Below are 24,238 nucleotides of genomic sequence, written 5' to 3'. Positions count from 1 at the left end.
CCACTCCAAATATCGGGTATGTGCTGATTAACCCCCCGAAATAGGACGTGGGCCTCGTGATCGACACCGAAGGCGACTGTGCCGAGTGGCACTTTCCGGCGGAGGCCAACGCCGTGCGCACGGCCCGCCACGCGGTGCGGGACACCCTGAGGGCCTGGCAGCTCGATTCGGTGATCGGCGATGTGACGATCCTGCTGGTCAGCGAGCTGGTGACCAACTCCCTGCGGTACGCCTCCGGGCCCATCGGGGTCCGCCTGGTGCGTCTCCGGGCCGACGGAACCGGCCCCGGGCACGGCCCCGCGCTCCTGGTGGAGGTCTCCGATCCGCTTCCGGATGGGCCCACCGAACGCCCCGCGGGACCCGAGGACGAGGGGGGCCGGGGGCTCCAGCTCGTGGCCTGTTCCGCACGCCGCTGGGGTACCCGTGCGGGCAGGACGGGAAAAACCGTGTGGTTCGAGCTGGCCCTGCCTGGTGAGTAAAGAGGGTGGGACGACGATCAGCGGGCCTCGGCCGGAAACGAACGAGACCACCCTGTGATCGTGAACGTCGTGCCGACGGGGGCCATGGTGCTGAATACTGCGCTCATGGCCGGTCCGGTGCGGTGAGCTGGAGGGGACGGTCGCGTGAGCGAGATACCTGAGACGGCGAGCGGTGTCGTGTGGCAGAGCAGCCCGCCCGGATCGATCTATGACTACATCCGGGTCGCCTCCTTCTCGATCGGCCCCGACGGGCTCGTCGAGCAGTGGAGCAGACGGGCCGTCGAGCTGTTCGGCGTGACCGCCGAGGAGGCCAGGGGCAAGGACCCGGTCGAGGCGTTCATGCCCGCCGACCTGCGCGAGCGCGGCCATCGCAGGGTCAAGGAGATCCTCGACGGCAAGGAGTGGACCGGCCTCGTCCCGTTCCGCATGCCGGGCGAGGACCGCCCGCACGGCATCGCCGAGATGTACGTGATGCCGAGCGAGACCGCGGACGGGGAACGGGCCGCGCTCTGCATCGTCGTGGACGTGCGCGCGCTGCGCCGGATCGAGACCGACCTGGCCGCCTCGCAGGCCATTTTCGGCCAATCCCCGTTCGGCTTCCTCCTCTTCGGCACCGACCTGACCGTCAAGCGGGCCAACCGGCGCTTCGCCACCGTCTTCGGCGGCTCCGCCGACGACCACCGCGGCCGGACCGTCCACGACTACCTGCCCGCGCCCGAGGCCGACCGGATGACCGCGGCGCTGCGCAAGGTCCTGGAGACCGGGGAGTCCGTCGCCGACCTCCAGATCGTCGGCGCCGCCCCCGGCTCCACCGACCGGCGCCAGTGGTCGATCAACCTCTACCGCGTCCACAGCGGCACCGGCCGCCCCGTCGGCGTCGCCGGGCTCGGCATCGACGTCACCCGGCGGCACAACGCGGCCCGCGAGGCCGCCAACGCCCGCCGCAACCTCGCCCTCCTCAACGAGGCCGGCGCCCGCATCGGCACCTCCCTCGACCTGGAGGCCACCGCCCGCGAGCTCCTCGGCGTCGCCGTACCCGGCTTCTGCGACCTCGCCGCCGTCGACCTCTACCAGGGCCTGCTCACCGGGGACGAGGCCCCGCCCGGCCGCATGGGCAGCTCCCACGACGTCGGCTACGGGGCCGGCAGCGCCGAACTGCGCCGGGTCGCCGTCGCCAGCGCCGTCTCCGACTCCCGCGTCCAGGTCGGCAGGCCACGGCCCGCCGGGGACGACGCGGCCGCCCGGACCGCCGGCGCCGACCGCGAGGTCTGTTGCGACGAGGGCCCCATCGCGGTCGGCTCCGTCCACCGCTACCCGTTCAACTCGCCCTGCGCCGACGCCCTGCGCACCGGCCGGATCCGCACCGTCCCCGGCACGGACGGCAGCCTCGTCCAGTCCACCCTCGTCGTCCCGATGGTCGCCCACGACACCGTCGTCGGACTCGTGCAGTTCTCCCGCGCCAAGGGAAGCGAACCCTTCGGCGAGCGCGACCGGGCCCTCGCCGTCGAACTGGCCGCCCGCGCCGCCGTCTGCATCGACAACGCCCGCCTCTACCGGCGCGAACACGAGCGCGCCCTCATCCTCCAGCGCAGCCTGCTGCCGCCCGGCGACCCCGAGGCGGCCGGCCTCGACATCGCCTGCCGCTACCTCCCCGGCACCGCCGCCACCGAGGTCGGCGGCGACTGGTTCGACGTCATCCAGCTCCCCGGCCACCGCACCGCCCTCGTCGTCGGCGACGTCATGGGCCGCGGCCTGCGCGCCGCCGTCGCCATGGGCGAACTGCGCACCGCCGTGCGCACCCTGGCCCAGCTCGACCTCGAACCCGCCGAGGTGCTGTCCCACCTCGACGAGATCGCCCGCGGCCTCGGCGCCCCCGGCGGCGCCCAGCAGTCCGCCCGCGCCCACAAGGCCCGCGGCCCCGAGCTCTCCGAGGTCTACCTCGCCACCTGCGTCTACGCCGTCTACGACCCGGTCACCCGGCGCTGCACCTTCGCCAACGCGGGCCACCTGCCGCCCGTGCTGGTCGAACCCGGCGAGGAGGCCCTGCTGCTCGACGTACCCCCCGGGATGCCGCTGGGCGTCGGCGGCGAGCCCTTCGAGGAGGTCGAGGTCGAGCTGCCGGAGGGCTCGCTGCTCGCCCTCTACACGGACGGGCTGGTCGAGTCGCGCGACCATCCGCTCGACGAGGGGCTGAGTGCCTTCCGCAGCGCCCTCGCCAACCCCGGCCGGCCCCTGGAGGACGTCTGCGACCACGTCCTGAGCACCCTCGACACGCGCCACGGCGAGGACGACATCGCGCTGCTGATGGCCCGCATCCAGGGACTTCCCGCCGAGGCCGTGGGCGACTGGCGGCTGCCCCGGGAGCCCCGCTCCGTCGGCCGCGCCCGGGAGCTGGCCCGCGCCCAGCTGACCGCCTGGCGGCTGGAGCCCCTGGTCGACACCGTCGAACTGCTCGTCAGCGAACTCGTCACCAACGCCCTGCGCTACGGCGAGGGGGAGATCCGGCTGCGGCTGCTGCGCGACCGCACCCTGGTCTGCGAGGTGTGGGACGCGGGCCTGGTCCAGCCGCGCCGCCGCCGTGCCAAGGACACCGACGAGGGCGGCCGCGGGCTGCAGCTGGTCGGACTCCTCAGCGCCGCCTGGGGCTCGCGCCGCACCCCGCGCGGCAAGACGGTCTGGTTCGAACTGCCGCTGCCGGACGGCGACGGCCTGGCCGAACCGACGGTGGACCAGCTGCTCAGCATGTTCTGAGCAGCGGGCCACCGCTCCCGGCGCGAGGGGCCGCCGCTCAGCCCTTCAGGGCGGCCAGCCGGGCCTCGATCTCGGCCTGGTCGCCGAGCGCGTCCAGCTGCTCGAACTGGGCGTCCAGGGAGGAGGCCGCGAGCTCCTGCTCGCCCAGGGCCCTCGCCTCCTCCCGGCGGACCTTGTCCTCGAAACGGCTGAGCTCGCTGGTCGGGTCGAGGACGTCGACGCTCTTCACCGCGTCCGTCATCCGGTTCTGCGCCTGCGCCGACTTCGCCCGCGCGACCAGCTCGTCCCGCTTGGCCTGGAGCTCGCCCAGCTTGGCCTTCATCTGGGTGAGACCGCCCTTGAGCTTCGCCACCACCTCGGTCTGCGCGGCGATCGTCGGCTCCGCCGTCCGCGCCTCCTTCTCCGACTGGAGCTGGCGGCCCAGCGCGACCTTCGCCAGGTTGTCGAAGCGGTCCGCCTCGGCGGTCTGCCCGCCGGCCCGCAGCTCGTCCGCCTTGCGGCTCGCGGCCAGGGCCTTCCCGCCCCACTCCTTCGCCGCGTCCACGTCCTCCTGGTGGTCCTGCTCCATCATCCGCAGATTGCCGATGGTCGCGGCGACGGCCTCCTCGGCCTCCGCGATGTTGCTCGCGTAGTCGCGGATCAGCTGGTCCAGCATCTTCTGCGGATCCTCGGCCTGGTCGAGGAGCGCGTTGATGTTGGCCTTCGCCAGCTGGGCCACCCGGCCCAGGATCGTCTGCTTGCTCATGGTCGGTCTCCTTGGATGGGACGAGAGTGGGGGCGCACGGTCAGAACCGGCCGCCGCCGCCCAGCCGGCCGCGCGTGCCCCCGCCGCCGAAGCTGCCGGGGCCGCCGCCGAAGCCGCCGCCCCCGAACCCCCCGCCGTGCCCGCCCCCGCCGTGCCCGCCCCCGCCACGGCCCCCTCCGAACAGGCCGCCGAGGATGATGCCGCCGAGCACCGCGCCGCCGAGCCCGCTGCCGCCGGCACCCTCGGTGCCCGGGGCGCCGCCGAAGCCGTCCGGGTTCCCGTACGTCCGCACGTCCCGCTCGGCCAGCTCCTGCGCCCGCCGGGCCAGCGCGTCCGCCTGCTGGGCCTCGGCCAGGGCGGCCTGCGGGTCGCCCTCGCCGAGCCCGGCCGCCCGGTCCAGCCGCCGCTGGGCCTCGGCCAGCCGGGTGCGGGCCTCGGCGCCGACCGCGCCGCGGTGCGTCGTCACGTAGTCGCCCGCCGCCCCGATCGCGGAGCGGGCCGTGAGCAGGGCCTGGTCCAGGAGGGCCCGGGCGCGCCGGGTGCCCGACTCGCGCTCCCGGGCGCCGGCCAGGGCCTCGTCGAGCGCGGAGTCCGCCTGCTCGACCCGGCGCAGCGCGTCGATCGGGTCGTACCGCCCGGAGTCCACCGCCGCGCGCACATCGGCCAGTACGGACTCGGCCCGGCCGATCCGGCCCCGCAGGTCCGCCGTGGACACGCCCTCCGCGGTGCCCTGGAGCAGCCCGCGGGCATCGGCCAGGTCCGCCTCGGTCTCGGCGAGCGCGCCCGGCAGTCCGCCCACCGCCTCCGCCAGCTCCTTGGCCCGCCGGTCGACCGCCTCGATCAGCCGGGCCGCCTGGTCCACGGCGCCCTCCGCCGCCCGGATCTGCACGGCGGCGGCACCGTTCTCGCCCGCGTCGATGTGCTGCCGGGCCCGGTTGACGGTCGAGGTGGCGAACACGAGCCGGTCCTTGGCCTGCTCCACGTCGCCGGAGACCGGGGCCGCCGCGGACTCGGTGTACCGCGCGCGCATCGCCGTGAGCGCCGCCTCCGCCGTGCCGACCCGGCCGGTCTGCTCCCGGAACGCCGCCTCGACGGCCGCCAGGGCCTGCGGGGCGTTGCCCTCCAGGGCGCGCAGCCGGTCGAAGTCCGCGGACTCGGCGTCGAGCCGGGCGTTCACGTCCGCGCAGCGCTTCAGGATCTCCTCCAGCATCGAGCGGCGGGTCGCGTCGTCCTCCGGGAACGCGTCGTCGAGCTGCTGCCGCAGCCGGAACGCCGCCGTGAGCTCGCCCTCGGCGTACCGGACGGCCGCGGTGAACGGCTCGGCCGCCTCGTCGCCGAACTGGGCCGTCGCGAAGCCGAGTTCCTCGGTGCTGGTGCGGACGGCGTCGTCGGTGGCGACCAGCGCCTGCCGGGCCCTGCCGTCCAGCTCCTCCAGGGTCGGCTGCGCGGGCGCCTTCGGCGGACCCCAGCCCTGTCCGCCGGGGGGAGCGCCGCCGGGCGCGGTGCGGGGGCCGCCCTTGCGCCGCCGCCGGGTGAAGGCGTACGCCGCCACCGCGCCGGCGCCGCCGACCAGGACGACGGGCAGGACCAGGTCGCTCGCCGAGGTGGAGCCGGCCGGACCGGTGCCGGGGTCGGCGGGGCCGGGGGTGATCACGGGGGTGGGGACGGGCTGTCCGGCGAGCACGGCGGAGTAGCCGTTCGCGGCGCCGATCGCCGCGCCCGCCCAGTCGTTCTGCCGCAGGGCCGGTTCGACCGCGGTCCGTGCCACGTCGTCGAGCTGGGCCTGGGTGAAGCGCGAGTCGGGGTCGGCGGAGTAGCCGTACTGCCGGTCGTGGGTGGCGACGGCGAGCAGGACGTCGTCCCGGCCCAGCCCGTTGCGCTCGGCGGTGGCGTCGGCCCAGCCCTGGGCCGGGCGGCCGGAGAAGTCCCGCACGTACACGACGAAGAGCTGCACCCGGCGGGCGTCGTAGAGCGCGTCGAGGGCCCGCACCACCTCGGGCCGGCGGTCGCCGAGCGCGCCCACCCGGTCGGTGATCTGCCCCTCCCGGGACAGCGTGACCGGGTCGTCGGCGCGGGCACCGGGGACGGCGGGCACGAGCAGCCACCACGCCGCCACCAGCACGGCGAGCAGGGCTCGGGCGGCTGTTCGCGTCACAGAAGCGAGGCTATGTCCGGGCCGGGGGGTCCGCGACCGGGCCGCCGCGGGACGGAAACCGACCCCGGGCCTTCCGGCGTCACCGTCCGTAGCCGCCGCTACGGTGGCCGGGTGAAGTGACGAACCACGGGGGGACCGGGTGAACGTACGGGGCAACAGGCTGTGGCGGCGCGGACGGTGGTGGGCCCTCGCGCTCGTCCTCCTGCTGGTGCTCCCGCCGCTCGCCGGCGGTGTCGCGCTGCGCCTGAACTACACGGGTGAGCTCCGGGACGGCACGAAGAGCCGGGGCAAGGACGCCATCTGGCTCGGCCACGCCTGGGTCGACGGCCGGAAGAAGGACGCCGACCTCGCCGCCTTCGCCGCCCGCGTCCGGGGGACCGGCATCCGCGACCTCTACGTCCACGCCGGCCCGCTGGAGCACGACGGCACTCTGCCCGCCGCCCGCCATCCACGGGCGGCCTGGCTGATCGCGGCCGTCCACCGCACGATGCCCGGCATACGGGTGCACGCCTGGCTGGGCGACGTCCTGGCCACCGAGGGCCCGGACGGGCTGCGCCTGGAGCGGCCCGCGTCCCGCGCCGCCGTGGTGGCCTCCGCCCGGCAGGTGCTCGACGCGGGCTTCGACGGCGTCCACTTCGACCTGGAGCCGTTGCACTCCGACGACCCGCACTACCTGTCCCTGCTCGACGACCTCGGCGCGCTGACCCGCCCCCGAAAGGCGGCGCTGTCGGTCGCCGCGCACCAGATCGACCCGCTGCCGGCCGCGCACTCCGTCCTGGGCGCGGTCAGCGGCAGCGAGAAGTGGTGGTCGCAGGAGTTCTTCGGCCAGGTCGCCCGCCGCGTCGACCAGATCGCCGTCATGTCGTACGACACCTGGATGCCGCTGGAGGGCCTCTACGGCGGGTACGTGGCCCAGCAGACCAGCCTCGCCCTGGAGGTCACCCCGGAGGGGACGGACCTGCTGATGGGCCTGCCCTTCTTCCACGAGGACGACCTCGGCCACCACGAGTCCGCCGAGACCGTCACCGCCGCCGTCCGCGGCGCCCGCCTCGGCCTCGGCCGCACGGACCCCGGCCGCGAGCGCTTCGGCCTCGCCCTGTACGTCGACTTCGCGGCCCGCGAGGGGGACTGGACGGCCTACCGCGAGGGCTGGCACTGACCGACGGCGGACGGCCCGGTCCCGGGGCCGGGGGCGGCGGCGCCCCGAGCGGCCCCGGTTCAGTGCCCCCGGCGCCGGATCCTGTTCCCCAGCCACACCACCGGGTCGTACTTCCGGTCCACGACCCGTTCCTTCATCGGGATCAGCGCGTTGTCGGTGATCCGGATGGACTCGGGGCACACCTCCGTGCAGCACTTGGTGATGTTGCAGTAGCCGAGGCCGTGTTCGTCCTGGGCGGTGCGGCGGCGGTCGAGGCCGGTCTCGGCCGCCGCGTCGAGGGGGTGCATGTCGAGTTCGGCGATCCGCATGAGGAAGCGGGGGCCGGCGAAGGCGGGCTTGTTCTCCTCGTGGTCGCGGACGACGTGGCAGGTGTCCTGGCACAGGAAGCACTCGATGCACTTGCGGAACTCCTGCGAGCGGTCGACGTCCTCCTGCCGCATCCGGTACTCGCCCGGGGCCACCCCGGCCGGGGGGACGAAGGCCGGGATCTCCCGTGCCTTCGCGTAGTTGAAGGAGACGTCCGTGACCAGGTCGCGGATCACCGGGAAGGCCCGCATCGGCGTCAGGGTGACGGTCTCGTCGCGCGCGAAGACCGACATCCGGGTCATGCACATCAGCCGCGGCCGCCCGTTGATCTCGGCCGAGCACGAACCGCACTTGCCGGCCTTGCAGTTCCAGCGCACGGCCAGGTCCGGGGCCTGGGTGGCCTGGAGGCGGTGCACGAGGTCGAGGACCACCTCGCCGTCGTGCACCTCCACGGTGTAGTCGGTCAGCTCACCGCCGTCGCTGTCGCCCCGCCAGATCCGGAAGCGGGCCTCGTACGTGCTCATGACTCCAGCTCCTCCGCGGACAGGTACTTGGCCAGCTCCTCCCGCTCGAAGAGCGCGAGGAGGTCGGCCCTGATCGGTTCGGTGCCCACCCGTTCCAGGGCGACGCGGTCGTCCACCGCCCGGCACAGCAGGTTCACCGGGCGCCAGGCGCGGTCCATCGACGGGTAGTCCTCGCGGGTGTGCCCGCCCCTGCTCTCGGTGCGTTCCAGCGCCGCCCGGGCCACGCACTCGCTGACCAGCAGCATGTTCCGCAGGTCCAGGGCCAGGTGCCAGCCGGGGTTGAACTGCCGGTGCCCCTCCACGGCGACCCGCCCCGCCCGCTCCCGGAGCTCCGCGATCCGCTCCAGCGCCTCGGCCATCTCGCCCTCCCGCCGGATGATCCCGACGAGGTCGTTCATCGTCTGCTGGAGCTCCTGGTGGAGGGTGTACGGGTTCTCCGGGGCGGCCGCCGCGCCGCCGTCGAACGGGGCCAGGGCCTCCGCCCGCGCCGCGGTCACGGCCGCTTCGGGGACGCGGTGCGGGGGAGCGGACCCCGGGGCCCGGACCGTGGATCCGGGCTCGGGCCCATGACCTCGGGTCCCGGCCCCGCCGTCCAGCGCGTGCTCCGCCGCGTGCAGCCCCGCCCGCCGCCCGAACACCAGCAGGTCCGACAGGGAGTTGCCGCCCAGCCGGTTGGACCCGTGCATCCCGCCGGCGACCTCGCCGGCCGCGAAGAGGCCCGGCACGCCGACCGTCGCCGCCGTCTCCGAGTCGACGGCCACCCCGCCCATCACGTAGTGGCAGGTCGGCCCGACCTCCATCGCCTCGGCCGTGATGTCGACGTCCGCCAGCTCCTTGAACTGGTGGTACATCGAGGGCAGCCGGCGCCGGATCACCTCCGCCGGCATCCGGGTCGACACGTCGAGGAAGACACCGCCGTGCGGGGAGCCGCGGCCCGCCTTGACCTCGGCGTTGATCGCACGGGCCACCTCGTCGCGCGGCAGCAGCTCGGGCGGGCGGCGGTTGTGGTCGGGGTCCTCGTACCAGCGGTCGCCCTCCTCCTCCGACTGCGCGTACTTCTCCTTGAAGACCTCGGGGACGTAGTCGAACATGAACCGCCGGCCCTCGGAGTTCCGCAGCACCCCGCCGTCGCCGCGCACCGACTCGGTGACGAGGATGCCCTTCACCGAAGGCGGCCAGACCATCCCGGTCGGATGGAACTGCACGAACTCCATGTTGACCAGCGGCGCCCCCGCGAGCAGGGCGAGCGCGTGCCCGTCGCCCGTGTACTCCCAGGAGTTGGACGTCACCTTGAACGACTTGCCGATCCCGCCGGTCGCGAGCACCACCGACGGCGCCTCCAGCACGAAGAAGCGGCCGGTCTCCCGCTCGTAACAGAAGACGCCGCCGACCCGCTCCCCGGAAGCGTCCTTCAGGACGCGGGTGACCGTGCACTCCTGGAAGACCCTGAGCCGTGACTCGTACTCCCCGGTCTCCCGGAAGTCCTCCTGCTGGAGGGAGACGATCTTCTGCTGGAGGGTGCGGATCAGCTCCAGGCCGGTCCGGTCGCCGACGTGCGCGAGCCGGGGGTACTCGTGGCCGCCGAAGTTGCGCTGGGAGATGCGCCCGTCCGGCGTGCGGTCGAAGAGCGCGCCCCAGGTCTCCAGCTCCCACACCCGCTCGGGCGCCTCCCGGGCGTGGAGTTCGGCCATCCGCCACTGGTTGAGGAACTTCCCGCCGCGCATGGTGTCGCGGAAGTGGACCTGCCAGGTGTCGTGCGGGTTGGCGTTGGCCATGGAGGCGGCGATGCCGCCCTCCGCCATCACCGTGTGGGCCTTGCCGAAGAGGGACTTGCAGATCACCGCGGTGCGGGCGCCCCGGCGCCGCGCCTCGATCGCCGCCCGCAGCCCGGCGCCGCCGGCGCCGACCACGATCACGTCCCACCGCTGTCGTTCCACAGGACTCATCTCAGAAGAACCTCGGGTCGTCGAAGGCACCGGTGGCGAGCAGGTACACGTACAGGTCGCAGACGGCCACGCTGATCAGCGAGGACCAGGCGAGCAGCATGTGCCGCCGGTTCAGCCGTCCCACCCAGGTCCACAGCCGGTAGCGGACCGGGTGCTTCGAGAAGTGCCGCAGCCGTCCGCCCACGACGTGCCGGCAGGAGTGGCAGGACAGCGTGTACGACCAGATGAGCACGATGTTGACGAGGAACAGCACCGTCCCGAGCCCCGCGTGGCCCCACGCGTAGGAGGGGTCCCGGAAGGTGAGCACGGTGTCGTAGGTGAGGATCCCGGCGACCGGCAGCGCCAGGTAGAAGAAGTACCGGTGGACGTTCTGCAGGATCAGCGGGAAGCGGGTCTCCCCGGTGTACGCGCGGTGGGGTTCGGCGACCGCGCAGGCCGGCGGAGAGGCCCAGAAGCCCCGGTAGTACGCCTTGCGGTAGTAGTAGCAGGTCAGCCGGAAGCCGAGCGGGAAGACCAGGATCAGCAGCGCGGGAGAGAGGCCCCACCAGCTGCCGAACAGCGCCCAGTTCGGCCCGCCGCGCATGGGGACGCAGTTCTCCGCGAGGCAGGGGGAGTAGAAGGGCGAGACGTAGGGGGCGGCGTAGTAGTGGGCGTTCGCGAACGCCCGCCACGTCGAGTACGCGACGAAGGCGAGCAGCCCGGCGGCGGTGACGGCGGGCGCCAGCCACCAGCGGTCGGTGCGCAGGTGGCGGGCGTCGAGGGAGGCGCGCCCCGGGGAGCGCACCCCCGTCGCGGCCCCGCTCCTCGGCGGGGGTGGGGTAGCTGTGGCCAACGGGGCCTCCTCGGCTCTACGGCGCGTGGCGGTCGCGTGCTCCCAGGCCCTCGTCGTCGGTGTCCGTCCACAGCCCGCTGTCGTACGGGGCGTCGGGGATGGTCACCAGGCTCTCGGCGCGGCCCTCGGGCGGCCGGGGTGAAGTCCGCTCCGTCACGACGCGGCGCTCCAGCTCCTCGACCGTGTGCTCCAGGTCCTGCAGGCGCCGCTTGACGGCCGCCAGATCGTCCTGAACGGACATGGTTGCCCTCACTTCCGCGGACACGCCGGACAGGTGGATGCGCGACGGGGGCTCCCCGGGTCGGGCGGAGCCGGGACCTCGGTGGAGAGTGTCGCGCGTCACATCCCGCTTGTGAAGCCGTGCGTACGGGATTCCACTCGTCCGGAGCGTCCCGATTCGCCGGCGGTTGGGCCGCACGAGTGGGGTTCGCCGTCCGTGCCGCCGTGTCGCCGTGGCCGGATCCGCTCCGTCCTTTTCAGTGTATGAGCAATAGGTGTGATCATCTCCAAATGGCATAAAACTGGACGAAGGGGTACAAGTCATGTCCCAGGTCGGCGCCCCTCGCGGGAGGACATGCTCCAGGAGCCCCCGCTCCCGCACGCTCCGCTCCGTAGCCACCCTCAGCAGTGCCGTGCTCGCCCTCGCCGTGCTCGCCGGCTGCAGCTCCGGCGACAGCGCCGACGAGACCCCCGCCGCCGCCCAGGACAACGCGCCGGCCGGCCGCGACCAGGTCGCCGACGGAGGGACCCTGCGCTGGGCCGTCGACGCGCTGCCCACCACCCTCAACGCCTTCCAGGCCGACGCCGACGGCGCCACGAACCGCATCGCCGGCGCCGTGCTCCCCTCCCTCTACACCCTGGACGACCGCGGCAGGCCGCGGCTCAACCCGGACTACCTCGAATCCGCCCAGGTCGTCGAGACCGAGCCCAAGCAGGTCGTCCTCTACAAGCTCAACCAGCAGGCGGTCTGGAGCGACGGCCGCGAGATCGGCGCCCCCGACTTCGTCGCCCAGTGGCGGGCGCTCAGCGGCCGGGACACCGCGTACTGGACCGCGCGCAACGCCGGCTACGAGCGGATCGAGAAGATCGAGCGCGGCAAGAACGACCTGGAGGTGCGGGTCACCTTCGGCAAGCCGTACGCCGACTGGCGTTCGCTCTTCACCCCCCTGTACCCGAAGCAGGTGATGGGCTCCCCGAGCGCCTTCAACGACGGGGCGCGCACCGCCCTGAAGGCCACCGCAGGACCGTTCCTGCTGAAGACGGTGGACCGCAAGGGCGGTGACGTCACGCTCACCCGCAACCCCCGCTGGTGGGGACAGACCGCCAAGCTGGACACCCTCGTCCTGAAGGCCGTGCCCCGCGCCGACCGGGCCGCCGCGCTCGCCGCCGGAAAGCTGGACCTGGCCGAGATCGACCGCTCCGCCGCCGAGCGGATCGCGCTCGCGGTACGGGACGCCCGGGCCGGCCGCAACGGCGGGCAGGCGCTCACCCACGGGCCCGGCGCCGGGATCACCCCCGCCGCCGCCCTGCGTTCCTGGGCCCTCGCACACGGCTCCGACGAGGAGAAGGCGGCCGAGGTCCAGGCCGCCCGGGAGAAGAACCAGCAGGCCGTCGCCCGGTACGCGAGCGAGCAGGACGCGCTGGCCCGTTTCGTCGTACGGAAGTCCCTGGAGCCCGCGTACACCCAGCTCTCCCTCAACGGGGAGTCCGGGGCGCTGGCCGACGAGCGGGTGCGCCGGGCGGTGGCCCGGGCGATCGACCGCCAGGAGCTCGCCGAGACCGTGCTGAAGCCGCTCGGCCTCCCGGCCAGGCCCCCGGGCAGCCACCTGGCGCTCGCCGGGCAGGCCGCCTACGCCGACAGCAGCGACGCGCTCGGCGACCAGGACACCAAGGAGGCGCGGGCGCTCCTCGCCGACGCGGGCTGGGTGCCGGGCGGCGCCCTGAAGAAGCCGGCCGGGGCGAAGGCGGGCAGCGCCGCCACGAAGAAGGAAGAAGGGGAGAAGGCGGCGGAGAAGGAGGCGGCCAAGGAAGGCAAGGACGGCGAGGAGCGGTCCGCCGACAAGCCCGCCGACAAGCCCGCCGACAAGCCCGCCAAGAAGAAGGAGGGCGACACCGCCTCCGACGACGGGCTCTACATCGTCGGCGACGACAAGCCCGGCGGCCGCCCGGCCGCCCCGCTGATCGGCGCGGCCGGCCCCGAGAACGGCACCAACGTCCTCGCCCCCGCCCCCGTCGCCGCCTTCCAGAGCGCGGCCCTGCTCCGGCAGGCCGCGGCCCTGGACACCGGCACCGCGGCCGCCCCGGCCGCCGCGAAGGAGCAGGACCGGTCCGAGGCGAAGGGCGTGGCCGGCGCCTACGCCCCGCGCGGCTCCGCCGCCCCGGCGGCCCCCGCCGCCGTCGACGCGGCCTCGCAGGCGCTGGGCAAGGACGGCAAGCCGCTCAGCCTCCGGTTCGTGCTGCCCTCGGGCCCCGGCTCCGAGTCGCTGCGGGCGGTCGGCGACCGGATCGTCCGGATGCTCGACGCCGTGGGCATCCGCACCGCGGTCACGAAGGTCTCCGACGAGAGCTTCTTCAAGGACCACATCGCCTCCGGCGACTACGACCTGGCCCTCTACTCCTGGCCCGCCACCGCCTACCCGGCGACCGACGCCCGGCCGATCTTCGCCAAGCCGGAGCCGGCCTCCGACGGCTCGCTGCTGGTCGAGCAGAACTACGCCCGGGTCGGCACGGACCGGATCGACCAGCTGTTCGACCAGGCGGTGGCCACCCTCGACGAGGAGGAGGCCCGCGACCTGGTCCGCCAGGCCGACGCCCGGATCTGGGCCGCGGCCGGCTCCATCCCGCTCTACCAGCGCCCCCAGCTGGTCGCGGCCAAGAGCGACGTGGTGAACGCCGGCGCCTGGGGCCTCGCCGCCCCGCGCTACCAGGACATCGGCTACAAGAAGCCCGCGTCCGCCCAGGGCGCGGAGCGCAACACCCGCAAGTGAGCGCAATACCCTAAAGCCGCCGAAAGTCCAAGTCGCAAGCTCAGAAGCAGCTCAATTTCCTTGCCCGCCGGTGACCCCGGCGGGCAGGATCGCGTCGGCCCCTTGACCCGGCCGCACACCTCCTCGCCGCACGTCCACGCGGCACCCGCACAGCCTCCTCGGGCGCCCCCAGCGCCGGTGGAACCCCCCAGTAGAACCCCTCGGATCCCGGGTGGGGAAGCCCCTTGCACGGCAGCCCCGTACCATAGGACATAGCCGTGGCGCGTCCGCCCGGCGGGCGTAAGAGGAACTGACGCCGCATCCCACGATCCGAGAGAAGCGCAAGCACCCATGCCCACGCGCCACGACATCCGTAACGTCGCCATCGTCGCCCACGTCGACCATGGCAAGACGACCATCGTCGACGCCATGCTCAAGCAGGCCGGTGCCTTCGCCGCCCACCAGCAGCTCGACGACCGCATGATGGACTCGAACGACCTGGAGCGTGAGAAGGGCATCACGATCCTCGCCAAGAACACGGCGGTGAAGTATCACCCCAAGGACGGCGGGGCCCCGATCACGATCAACATCATCGACACCCCCGGCCACGCCGACTTCGGTGGCGAGGTCGAGCGCGGTCTGTCGATGGTGGACGCGGTCGTCCTCCTGGTGGACGCCTCCGAGGGTCCGCTCCCGCAGACCCGCTTCGTGCTGCGCAAGGCGCTCCAGCAGCGCAAGCCCGTCATCCTCTGCATCAACAAGACGGACCGCCCGGACTCCCGGATCGACGAGGTCGTCAACGAGACCTACGACCTCTTCCTCGACCTGGACGCGGACGAGGACCAGATCGAGTTCCCGATCGTCTACGCCTGCGGCCGTGACGGCATCGCCTCGCTGACCAAGCCGGAGAACGGCACGGTCCCCGCGGACAGCGACAACCTGGAGCCGTTCTTCTCCGCGATCCTGGAGCACGTCCCGGCCCCGGTGTACGACGAGGAGGCCCCCCTCCAGGCCCACGTCACCAACCTGGACGCCGACAACTTCCTCGGCCGCATCGCGCTGCTCCGCGTCGAGCAGGGCGAGCTGCGCAAGGGCCAGACGGTCGCGTGGATCAAGCGGGACGGCACGATCTCCAACGTCCGCATCACCGAGCTGATGATGACCGAGGCGCTCACCCGCAAGCCGGCCGAGGTCGCCGGCCCCGGTGACATCTGCGCCGTCGCCGGTATCCCGGACATCATGATCGGCGAGACCCTGGCCGACCCGGAGAACCCGATCGCGCTTCCGCTGATCACGGTCGACCAGCCGGCCATCTCCATGACCATCGGCACCAACACCTCGCCGCTCGTCGGCCGCGGTGGCACCGGCAAGGGCGCGGACGCCAAGGCCGCCGTCAAGAACCGCAAGGTCACCGCCCGCCAGGTCAAGGACCGTCTGGACCGCGAGCTGATCGGTAACGTCTCGCTCCGCGTCCTCGACACCGAGCGTCCGGACGCTTGGGAGGTCCAGGGCCGTGGTGAGCTCGCGCTCGCCATCCTGGTCGAGCAGATGCGCCGTGAGGGCTTCGAGCTCACCATCGGCAAGCCCCAGGTCGTCACTAAGATGGTCGACGGCAAGGTCCACGAGCCCGTCGAGCGCCTCACGGTCGACGTGCCCGAGGAGCACATGGGCGCCGTCACGCAGCTCATGGGCGTCCGCAAGGGCCGCATGGACAACATGTCGAACCACGGCTCCGGCTGGGTCCGCATGGAGTTCGTCGTCCCGTCCCGCGGCCTCATCGGCTTCCGTACGGAGTTCCTCACCAACACCCGCGGCACGGGCATCGCCCACTCGATCCACGAGGGTCACGAGCCGTGGTTCGGCACGCTGACCACCCGTAACAACGGCTCGCTGGTTGCCGACCGCGCCGGTGCCGTCACCGCCTTCGCGATGACGAATCTGCAGGAGCGCGGCGTGCTGTTCACCGACCCCGGCACCGAGGTGTACGAGGGCATGATCGTCGGCGAGAACTCGCGCTCCGACGACATGGACGTGAACATCACCAAGGAGAAGAAGCTCACCAACATGCGCTCCGCCTCCGCCGACTCCTTCGAGGCGATCGTCCCGCCGCGCAAGCTCTCCCTGGAGCAGTCCCTGGAGTTCTGCCGCGACGACGAGTGCGTCGAGGTCACCCCGGAGGCCGTGCGCATCCGCAAGGTCATCCTGGACCAGAACGCGCGCGGTCGCGCCTCCTCGCGCGCCAAGAACGCCTGACGCGGCTCCGTAGCGTCGCGCTGAAGGGCCCGGTCCCCCGCCTGAAGAGGTGGGGGACCGGGCCCTTCTTCAACGTTTAGTCAAGTTCATTACGGAACCCCACTGTCCGGATATCGGTCGTCGCTCTCCGGAACGTGTGTTAACGGTCCGTTTCGTCGGTGTCTGTCTGTGCTCGCTTTGTCCGGATTTCGGTCTTCGGTGGCTTGGCGATGTTGTCAAAACGAGACCACTTAAGTGTGGTTTACGGCCCGGACGTACTTAATAGTTGGCTCCATTGAGCTCGGGTCAATGGGTCACGCACTGTGGGGAGTGCCGACTCACGAGCACACTCGGGGCACTTGAGTGCAACGCCGTCAGGGGTGTCGGCAGAACTCGAAGTGCCCCTCTTGTAGTGACAAGTGGACTCATGAGGAGGAACCCATGCGCGGTGCCAAGAGCGCCAAGTGGGTAGCGGGCGCGATCGTCGTCGCCCTGGCAGCGACCGCCTGTGGCGGGGGTAAGAGCGACGGCGGCAGCGACGCCAAGGGCGCTGTTGACCCGAACGGCATCTTCTCCATCGAGCTGGGTGAGCCGGAGAAGCCGCTGCTCACCGGCGACACGATGGAGTCGAACGGCTCCGCCGTCATGGCCGGCCTGTTCTCGACCCTGGTCGACTACAAGGCCGACGGCTCGCTCGAGATGATCAACGCCGAGTCGGTCACCACGACGGACTCGAAGACGTGGACCGTCAAGCTCAAGCCGGGCTGGACCTTCCACGACGGCACCCCGGTGACCTCGAAGTCCTTCGTGGACGCGTGGAACTGGAACGCCAACGTCAAGAACGCCCAGGGCCTCGCGTCCTGGTTCGCGGACATCAAGGGCTTCGACAAGGTCCACCCCGAGGCCGAGGGCGCCAAGCCGACCTCGGACAAGCTCGACGGCCTGAAGATCGTGGACGACAACACGTTCACCATCGAGCTCAACACCGCCGTGCCGTACTTCGCGCACAAGCTCGCCTACATCGTCTTCGCTCCGCTGCCGGAGTCCTTCTACAAGGACCCGAAGGCCGGCGGCGAGAAGCCGGTCGGCAACGGTCCCTACAAGTTCAAGTCCTGGGACCACAAGAAGCAGATCGAGATCACCCGCTTCGACGGCTACAAGGGCCCGAACAAGGCGAAGAACGGCGGTGTGCTCTTCAAGAACTACACCACCCTCGAGGCCGCGTACGAGGACCTGAAGTCGGGCAACGTCGACGTCCTGCGTCAGCTCGCCCCGAAGGACCTGCCGGTCTACCGCCAGGACCTCGGCGACCGCGCGGTCGACCAGGCGTACTCCGCGATCCAGACGATCGCCGTCGCCTTCTACGCCGACCAGTGGAAGAAGCCGAAGCAGGTCGACCCGAAGGTCATCCAGGGCCTGTCGATGGCGATCGACCGCGCCACCATCACCAAGACGGTGCTGAACGGTACGCGTGAGCCCGCGACCGGCTGGGTCGCCAAGGGCGTCCTCGGCTACCAGCCGAACGCGGTCGACGTCACCAAGTTCGACCCGGCCAAGGCCAAGGAGCTCATCAAGGCCGGCGGCGGTGTCCCGAACAACAAGATCTCCATCCAGTACAACGCGGATGGCGGTCACAAGGAGTGGGTGGAGGCTGTCTGCAACAGCATCACCCAGTCCACCGGCGTCCAGTGCGTCGGCGACGGCAAGCCGGACTTCCAGGCCGACCTGACCGCTCGTAAGACGAAGCAGGTCAAGTCGCTCTACCGTTCCGGCTGGGTGCTCGACTACCCGGTGAACGCCAACTTCATCTCGGACCTGTTCCGTACGGGTGCGGGCGGCAACCAGGGCGACTTCTCCAACAAGGAGCTGGACGCCAAGATCGCGAAGGCCGACTCGGCCAAGACGCTCGACGAGTCGGTCAAGGCATACCAGGCCATCGAGAAGGACCTGGTCAACTACATGCCGTCGATCCCGCTCTGGTACTACAAGGTCAACGCGGGCTACTCGGAGAAGGTTTCCGGCGTGGCGTACGGCCAGGACGGCGACCCGATCCTGACCGGCGTCGAGGTCAAGAAGTAATCACCCAAGCGTAGTCCGCTCGCCGCAGCGCGGGGCTGACGGATCGTCAGCCCCGCCTCGGTGCCTTACGCAGTGGCTGGGGGGCCCTTCCGCGACATCAGCATGCCCCGATACGGGCAGGCTGTCGGGGGAGGGCCCGTCGGCTGCGGCCGTCACATCTCAACGGAGGCATGATGGGGCGCTATGTCGCACGACGACTGCTCCAGATGATCCCGGTTTTCCTCGGGACAACCCTGCTGATCTTCCTCATGGTGCACAGCCTGCCCGGTGATCCCGTGCTGGCGATGTTCGGTGACAAGGGCGCAGATCCTGCGACCCTCGCCGCCAAGCGCCATGAGCTGGGTCTCGACAAGTCGCTGCCGGAGCAGTACTTCGCCTATATGCGGGACATGATCCTGCACTTCGACTTCGGTACCCAGATCCGCAACGGCCGTCCGGTCACCGAGGTGCTGGGTGAGGCGTTCCCCGTCACGCTCCAGCTGGCCTTCCTGGCCTTCACGTTCGAGCTGCTCTTCGGCATCGGCCTCGGCATCATCGCCGGTCTGCGGGCCGGCCGCCTGGCCGACAACGCCATCCTGATCTTCACGCTGCTGATCATCTCGATCCCGGTCTTCGTGCTCGGCTTCCTCATCAAGATGCAGTTCGCGTTCAACCTGGGCTGGATCGCGCCGAACGTCTCCACCGAGGTCAACTGGGACGAGCTCATCGCCCCGGCCATCGTCCTCGGCGGTCTCTCACTCGCCTACGTGGCGCGACTGACCCGGACCACCATGGCGGAGAACCTGCGCGCCGACTACATGCGCACGGCCATCGCCAAGGGCCTCCCGAAGCGCCGCATCATCGGTGTGCACCTGATGCGCAACTCGATGATCCCGGTCGTCACCTTCCTGGGCACCGACATCGGCGCCCTCATGGGCGGCGCGGTCGTCACCGAGAAGATCTTCAACATCAAGGGCGTCGGTGGTCTGATCGCGGAGTCGATCTCCCGCCGCGAGGGCACCACCCTGGTCGGCCTCGTCACCATCCTGGTGATCGTCTACCTCGTCACCAGCCTGCTCATCGACCTGCTGTACGCGGTCCTGGACCCGAGGATCCGTTATGCCTGACGTGACCAAGACCGCGACCGCCGTCGACGGCGCCGTCGCCACCCCCTCGGTGGACGCGCCCGCGCAGCCCGCGAAGCCGGAGAAGACCCGCAGCCTCTGGGGCGACGCCTGGTCGGACCTGCGCCGCAACCCGTACTTCATCATCTCCGCGGTGATGATCTTCTTCCTGCTGCTGATCGCCGCCTTCCCGAGCCTGTTCACCAGCGCCTCGCCGACCAGCGGCGACCTGGTGAAGCACTTCCTCGGCAAGCCCGAGCTGGGCAACATCGGCTCGCCCGAGTGGCTCGGTTACGACGGCCAGGGCCGTTCCGTGTACGCCCGGCTGATCCACGGCACCCGTGCCTCGATCATCGTCGGCGTCTGCGTCACGCTGGTCGTCACGATCTTCGGCGGTCTCGTCGGCATGCTGGCCGGTTACTTCGGCGGTGCGATCGACGCGGTCCTCTCCCGGATCACCGACATCTTCTTCGGCATCCCGTTCCTGCTCGGCGCCATGGTCGTGCTGCAGTCCTTCACGGAGCGCACCGTCTGGGTCGTCGTCGGAGCGCTGGCCTTCCTCGGCTGGACCCAGATGGCCCGCGTGATGCGCGGTGCCGTGATCACGGTCAAGCAGGCCGACTACGTCCACGCCGCCACGGCGCTGGGCGCCGGCACCGCGCGGATCCTGTTCCGGCACATCCTGCCGAACGCCATGGCCCCGCTGATCGTCGTCGCCACCATCTCGCTCGGCGGCTACATCTCGGCCGAGGCGACCCTGTCCTACCTGGGCCTCGGCCTCGCCTCCCCGACCGTCTCCTGGGGCGTCGACATCTCCACTGCCGTCGACCAGATCCGAGTGTCCCCGCACATCCTGCTGTGGCCCTCGATCATGCTGAGCATCACCGTGCTGGCATTCATCATGCTCGGCGAAGCGGTCCGCAACGCCCTCGACCCGAAGATGCGCTGAGGAGGGCGTAAGTGACCATCATCGACAACACCGCGACGGTCCCCGCGCCGCGCGACGGCGACCAGACCGGTCCGCTGCTCGAAGTCCGTGACCTGCACGTCGAGTTCCACACCCGTGACGGTGTGGCCAAGGCGGTCAACGGAGTCAACTACTCGGTCAACGCCGGTGAGACGCTCGCCGTGCTCGGCGAGTCCGGCTCCGGCAAGTCCGTGACGGCCCAGGCCATCATGGGCATCCTCGACATGCCGCCCGGCAAGATCCCGCAGGGCGAGATCCTGTTCCGCGGCCAGGACATGCTCAAGATGTCCAACGAGGAGCGCCGGCAGATCCGCGGCCGGAAGATCGCGATGATCTTCCAGGACGCGCTGTCCTCCCTCAACCCGGTCCTCTCCGTCGGCTACCAGCTCGGCGAGATGTTCCGCGTGCACCACGGCCTGTCCAAGAAGGACGCCAAGGCCAAGGCCATCGAGCTGATGGACAAGGTCAAGATCCCCGCCGCCAAGGCGCGGGTCTCCGACTACCCCCACCAGTTCTCCGGCGGCATGCGCCAGCGCATCATGATCGCCATGGCGCTCGCCCTGGAGCCGGACCTGATCATCGCGGACGAGCCCACCACGGCGCTCGACGTGACCGTCCAGGCCCAGGTCATGGACCTGCTCGCGGAGCTCCAGCGCGAGTACAACATGGGTCTGATCCTGATCACCCACGACCTCGGCGTCGTCGCCGACGTCGCGGACAAGATCGCGGTCATGTACGCGGGCCGCATCGTCGAGCAGGCCCCGGTGGGCGAGCTGTACAAGCGCCCGGCGCACCCGTACACGCGCGGTCTGCTGGACTCGATCCCGCGGCTGGACCAGAAGGGCCAGGAGCTCTACGCGATCAAGGGCCTGCCGCCCAACCTGCTCCACGTGCCCACCGGCTGCGCCTTCAACCCGCGCTGCCCGAAGGCCACGGACATCTGCCGTACGGAGATCCCGGCCCTGACGCCGGTCGCCGAGCAGGACGGCACCGATCTGCCGGGCCGCAAGAGCGCCTGCCACTTCTGGAAGGAGACGATCCATGGCTGAGCTCAGCAAGAACGAGGAGGCCGTGGCCGCTGCACTCGACGCCCCCGTCGGGCGCGGTGAGCCGATCCTCCAGGTGCGCAACCTGCAGAAGCACTTCCCGCTGACCCAGGGCATCCTGTTCAAGAAGCAGGTCGGCGCGGTCAAGGCCGTGGACGGGGTCTCCTTCGACCTCTACCAGGGCGAGACGCTGGGCATCGTGGGCGAGTCCGGCTGTGGCAAGTCCACGGTCGCCAAGCTCCTGATGAACCTGGAGCGGGCCACCGCCGGCGAGGTCTTCTACAAGGGCCAGGACATCACCAAGCTGTCCGGGCGCGCCCTGAAGACCGTGCGCCGGAACATCCAGATGGTGTTCCAGGACCCGTACACCTCGCTGAACCCGCGCATGACGGTCGGCGACATCATCGGCGAGCCCTTCGACATCCACCCCGAGGTGGCCCCGAAGGGCGACCGGCGCCGCAAGGTGCAGGAGCTGCTCGACGTCGTCGGCCTGAACCCGGAGTACATCAACCGGTACCCGCACCAGTTCTCCGGCGGTCAGCGCCAGCGCATCGGCATCGCCCGGGGCCTCGCGCTCAACCCCGAGATCATCATCTGCGACGAGCCGGTCTCGGCCCTGGACGTCTCCGTCCAGGCCCAGGTCATCAACCTGATGGAGAAGCTCCAGGACGAGTTCAACCTGTCCTACATCTTCATCGCGCACGACCTGTCGATCGTCCGGCACATCTCCGACCGCGTCGGCGTGATGTACCTCGGCAAGCTCGCCGAGATCGGCACGGACGCGCAGATCTACGAGCACCCGACCCACCCGTACACCCAGGCGCTGCTCTCCGCGGTGCCGGTGCCGGACCCGGAGGCCCGCGCGCACCGCGAGCGGATCATCCTCACCGGTGACGTGCCCTCGCCGGCCAACCCGCCGTCGGGCTGCCGCTTCCGCACCCGTTGCTGGAAGGCGCAGGACAAGTGCAGCACCGAGGTCCCGGTGCTCGCGATCCCGGAGCGCTTCCGCGGTCTGGACACCCCGGCCGCGCACGAGTCCGCGTGCCACTTCGCCGAGGAGAAGACGGTCCTCTCCGTCTGATCCGGCCGGTCCCGCAGGGCGTACGAAGGCCCCCGCCACCCCGCAAGGGTGCCGGGGGCCTTCGCGTTGTTCATCCGGACGCCGTAAAAGTGCACTCCCGTCAATATCGGGTGATATTGGGGCCTAAGTCAGATTGAGGACATTCGGGAGGCACTCCATGCGCGGAGCCACGCACGCCAAGTGGGCCGCTCTGGCCACCGCCGTCGCCCTCGCGGCGACCGCCTGCGGCGGGGGCGGCGACAGCGGCGGCGGAGGGGCCGGTGGCACCGTGAGCTCGTCGTGGGGCGACCCGCAGAACCCGCTGGAGCCGGCGAACACCAACGAGGTGCAGGGCGGCAAGGTCCTCTCCATGATCTTCCGGGGGCTCAAGCAGTACGACCCGAAGACCGGCGCGGCCAACAACATGCTGGCCGAGAAGATCGAGACCACCGACTCGACGAACTTCACCATCACCCTCAAGGACGGCTGGACCTTCTCCAACGGCGAGAAGGTCACCGCCAAGTCCTTCGTCGACGCCTGGAACTACGGCGCCCATCTGAAGAACAACCAGAAGAACGCCTACTTCTTCGGCTACATCGAGGGCTACAGCCAGGTCCACCCCGACAAGGGCGAGCCGACCGCCGCCACCATGTCCGGACTGAAGGTCGTCGACGACAAGACCTTCACGGTCAAGCTGTCGCAGAAGTTCTCGACCTTCCCCGACACCCTCGGCTACGCGGCCTTCGCCCCGCTGCCCCAGGCCTTCTACGACGACCACGCGGGCTGGCTCTCCAAGCCGGTCGGCAACGGCCCGTACACCGTGGACTCCTACGCCAAGGGCTCCCAGATGGTGCTCAAGAAGTGGGACGCCTACCCCGGTGCGGACAAGGCCCAGAACGGCGGCATCACCCTCAAGGTCTACACGGACAACAACACCGCCTACACCGACCTGACGGCCGGCAACCTCGACCTCGTCGACGACGTGCCCGCCTCGCAGCTCAAGAACGTCTCCGCCGACCTCGGCGACCGGTACATCAACACCCCGGCCGGCATCATCCAGACGCTCTCCTTCCCCTTCTACGACCCGGCCTGGAACAAGCCGGGCCAGGAGAAGCTGCGCACCGGCCTGTCGATGGCGATCGACCGCGAGCAGATCACCGAGACGATCTTCCAGAAGACCCGGACGCCGGCCCAGGACTGGACCTCGCCGGTGCTCGGCGCCGACGGCGGCTTCAAGGACATCTGCGGCTCGTCCTGCGTGTACAACCCCACCGAGGCGAAGAAGCTGGTCGCCGAGGGCGGCGGCATCCCCGGCGGCACGATGAAGATCTCGTACAACGCCGACACGGGCTCCCACAAGGAGTGGGTGGACGCCGTCTGCAACTCCATCAACCGGGCCCTCGGCAACAACAAGGCCTGCGTCGGCAACCCGATCGGCACCTTCGCCGACTACCGCAACCAGGTCACCCAGTCGAAGCTGGACGGTCCCTTCCGGGCCGGCTGGCAGATGGACTACCCGCTCATCCAGAACTTCCTGCAGCCGCTGTACTACACCGGCGCCTCGTCCAACGACGGCAAGTACACCAACCCCGAGTTCGACAAGCTGGTCAACCAGGCCAACGCGGAGACCGACACCACCAAGGCCGTCGGCCTCTTCCAGCAGGCCGAGACCGTGCTGAAGAACGACATGGGCGCGATCCCGCTCTGGTACCAGAACGGCAGCGCCGGCTACTCGGACCGGGTGGAGAACGTGATGCTCAACCCGTTCAGCGTCCCGGTCTACGACCAGATCAAGGTCAAGTGACGTCGTAGCAGGTCGGCGGCGTACGGCCCGGCCCGGCGGAGCTCCGCGCCGGGCCGTACGTGCTCCTGACGCCCGCCCTCCCGC

General features: G+C 71.0%; 17 protein-coding genes. 11 read left to right on the top strand and 6 right to left on the bottom strand.

Translation table 11 applies throughout. The annotated features are described in order from the left end of the window. Positions 1–56 precede the first annotated feature (56 nt). Together ABD981_RS14600 and ABD981_RS14595 are read left to right on the top strand one after the other, a co-directional pair. Complete coding sequence (locus ABD981_RS14600; protein WP_046911293.1) at positions 57–479, top strand: ATP-binding protein; 423 nt, start codon at positions 57–59, stop codon at positions 477–479. 144 nt (positions 480–623) lie between these two features. Next, on the top strand, positions 624–3,230 hold the full coding sequence (locus ABD981_RS14595; RefSeq protein ID WP_046911283.1) for a SpoIIE family protein phosphatase: 2,607 nt from the start codon (positions 624–626) through the stop codon (positions 3,228–3,230). A 37-nt stretch (positions 3,231–3,267) separates the two neighbouring features. Here the strand turns inward: ABD981_RS14595 and ABD981_RS14590 are convergent, their stop codons facing one another. Together ABD981_RS14590 and ABD981_RS14585 are read right to left on the bottom strand one after the other, a co-directional pair. Then, the gene (locus ABD981_RS14590; RefSeq protein WP_046911284.1) at positions 3,268–3,975 is read right to left on the bottom strand and encodes a PspA/IM30 family protein; all 708 of its coding nucleotides are present in this window, start codon (positions 3,973–3,975) and stop codon (positions 3,268–3,270) included. Positions 3,976–4,015: 40 nt separating this feature from the next. Next, positions 4,016–6,130, bottom strand: coding sequence for a TPM domain-containing protein (locus tag ABD981_RS14585; protein ID WP_345529426.1), 2,115 nt, complete (start codon positions 6,128–6,130; stop codon positions 4,016–4,018). 139 nt (positions 6,131–6,269) lie between these two features. Between ABD981_RS14585 and ABD981_RS14580 the strand changes: the two genes are divergently transcribed. Beyond that, entirely contained in the window at positions 6,270–7,289 is a 1,020-nt protein-coding gene (locus tag ABD981_RS14580) for a glycoside hydrolase family 18 protein (protein ID WP_240495472.1), read from the top strand. Positions 7,290–7,348: 59 nt separating this feature from the next. Here the strand turns inward: ABD981_RS14580 and ABD981_RS14575 are convergent, their stop codons facing one another. Genes ABD981_RS14575 through ABD981_RS14560 form a run of 4 tightly spaced genes read right to left on the bottom strand, consistent with a single transcriptional unit; the run spans position 7,349 to position 11,138 of the window. Then, positions 7,349–8,119 (bottom strand): succinate dehydrogenase/fumarate reductase iron-sulfur subunit, encoded by a 771-nt coding sequence (locus tag ABD981_RS14575; RefSeq protein WP_046911686.1) that lies wholly within the window; start codon positions 8,117–8,119, stop codon positions 7,349–7,351. Beyond that, positions 8,116–10,065, bottom strand: coding sequence for a fumarate reductase/succinate dehydrogenase flavoprotein subunit (locus ABD981_RS14570; protein WP_046911687.1), 1,950 nt, complete (start codon positions 10,063–10,065; stop codon positions 8,116–8,118). Before ABD981_RS14570 ends, ABD981_RS14575 begins: the two co-directional genes overlap by 4 nt. Position 10,066: 1 nt before the next feature. Continuing rightward, complete coding sequence (locus ABD981_RS14565; protein ID WP_046911688.1) at positions 10,067–10,897, bottom strand: hypothetical protein; 831 nt, start codon at positions 10,895–10,897, stop codon at positions 10,067–10,069. Between the two features lie 16 nt (positions 10,898–10,913). Then, the gene (locus ABD981_RS14560; protein ID WP_046911689.1) at positions 10,914–11,138 is read right to left on the bottom strand and encodes a hypothetical protein; all 225 of its coding nucleotides are present in this window, start codon (positions 11,136–11,138) and stop codon (positions 10,914–10,916) included. 301 nt (positions 11,139–11,439) lie between these two features. On the opposite strand from ABD981_RS14560, the gene ABD981_RS14555 reads away from it, so the two are divergent. The 8 genes from ABD981_RS14555 to ABD981_RS14520 all read left to right on the top strand — a co-directional run bounded on the left by ABD981_RS14555 (position 11,440) and on the right by ABD981_RS14520 (position 24,154). Continuing rightward, positions 11,440–13,884 carry an ABC transporter family substrate-binding protein gene (locus ABD981_RS14555; protein WP_046911690.1) on the top strand — a complete coding sequence of 815 codons (2,445 nt, stop codon included), beginning with the start codon at positions 11,440–11,442 and terminating at the stop codon, positions 13,882–13,884. Positions 13,885–14,214: 330 nt separating this feature from the next. Beyond that, the gene (typA, locus tag ABD981_RS14550) at positions 14,215–16,116 is read left to right on the top strand and encodes a translational GTPase TypA (RefSeq protein WP_046911691.1); all 1,902 of its coding nucleotides are present in this window, start codon (positions 14,215–14,217) and stop codon (positions 16,114–16,116) included. A 420-nt stretch (positions 16,117–16,536) separates the two neighbouring features. After that, entirely contained in the window at positions 16,537–18,174 is a 1,638-nt protein-coding gene (locus tag ABD981_RS14545; RefSeq protein WP_046911692.1) for a peptide ABC transporter substrate-binding protein, read from the top strand. A 173-nt stretch (positions 18,175–18,347) separates the two neighbouring features. Further along, positions 18,348–19,280, top strand: a complete 933-nt coding sequence (locus tag ABD981_RS14540) for an ABC transporter permease (RefSeq protein WP_046911693.1) — start codon at positions 18,348–18,350, stop codon at positions 19,278–19,280. Beyond that, complete coding sequence (locus tag ABD981_RS14535; protein ID WP_046911694.1) at positions 19,273–20,226, top strand: ABC transporter permease; 954 nt, start codon at positions 19,273–19,275, stop codon at positions 20,224–20,226. The genes ABD981_RS14540 and ABD981_RS14535 overlap by 8 nt, the downstream gene beginning before the upstream one ends. Before the next feature lie 11 nt (positions 20,227–20,237). Then, positions 20,238–21,293: an ABC transporter ATP-binding protein gene (locus ABD981_RS14530; RefSeq protein WP_046911695.1), complete on the top strand. Its 1,056-nt coding sequence runs from the start codon at positions 20,238–20,240 to the stop codon at positions 21,291–21,293. Then, positions 21,286–22,371 carry an ABC transporter ATP-binding protein gene (locus ABD981_RS14525; RefSeq protein WP_046911696.1) on the top strand — a complete coding sequence of 362 codons (1,086 nt, stop codon included), beginning with the start codon at positions 21,286–21,288 and terminating at the stop codon, positions 22,369–22,371. Before ABD981_RS14530 ends, ABD981_RS14525 begins: the two co-directional genes overlap by 8 nt. A gap of 157 nt (positions 22,372–22,528) precedes the next feature. Beyond that, positions 22,529–24,154: a peptide ABC transporter substrate-binding protein gene (locus tag ABD981_RS14520; RefSeq protein ID WP_046911697.1), complete on the top strand. Its 1,626-nt coding sequence runs from the start codon at positions 22,529–22,531 to the stop codon at positions 24,152–24,154. Positions 24,155–24,238: the final 84 nt, after the last annotated feature.

It is taken from the genome of Streptomyces showdoensis (assembly GCF_039535475.1).
In the GTDB taxonomy this organism is placed as follows: Bacteria; Actinomycetota; Actinomycetes; order Streptomycetales; family Streptomycetaceae; genus Streptomyces; species Streptomyces showdoensis.
Note: the sequence above shows the minus strand (reverse complement) of the source record. Positions and strands in the feature narration are given on the sequence as shown.

Bases quoted from the DNA above. Each gene is read 5' to 3' on its own strand.
- ABD981_RS14590 (WP_046911284.1), bottom strand. From the start codon at position 3,975: ATGAGCAAGCAGACGATCCTGGGCCGGGTGGCCCAGCTGGCGAAGGCC.
- ABD981_RS14575 (WP_046911686.1), bottom strand. From the start codon at position 8,119: ATGAGCACGTACGAGGCCCGCTTCCGGATCTGGCGGGGCGACAGCGAC.
- ABD981_RS14570 (WP_046911687.1), bottom strand. From the start codon at position 10,065: ATGAGTCCTGTGGAACGACAGCGGTGGGACGTGATCGTGGTCGGCGCC.
- ABD981_RS14560 (WP_046911689.1), bottom strand. From the start codon at position 11,138: ATGTCCGTTCAGGACGATCTGGCGGCCGTCAAGCGGCGCCTGCAGGAC.
- ABD981_RS14555 (WP_046911690.1), top strand. From the start codon at position 11,440: ATGTCCCAGGTCGGCGCCCCTCGCGGGAGGACATGCTCCAGGAGCCCC.
- typA (WP_046911691.1), top strand. From the start codon at position 14,215: ATGCCCACGCGCCACGACATCCGTAACGTCGCCATCGTCGCCCACGTC.
- ABD981_RS14545 (WP_046911692.1), top strand. From the start codon at position 16,537: ATGCGCGGTGCCAAGAGCGCCAAGTGGGTAGCGGGCGCGATCGTCGTC.
- ABD981_RS14540 (WP_046911693.1), top strand. From the start codon at position 18,348: ATGGGGCGCTATGTCGCACGACGACTGCTCCAGATGATCCCGGTTTTC.
- ABD981_RS14535 (WP_046911694.1), top strand. From the start codon at position 19,273: ATGCCTGACGTGACCAAGACCGCGACCGCCGTCGACGGCGCCGTCGCC.
- ABD981_RS14525 (WP_046911696.1), top strand. From the start codon at position 21,286: ATGGCTGAGCTCAGCAAGAACGAGGAGGCCGTGGCCGCTGCACTCGAC.
- ABD981_RS14520 (WP_046911697.1), top strand. From the start codon at position 22,529: ATGCGCGGAGCCACGCACGCCAAGTGGGCCGCTCTGGCCACCGCCGTC.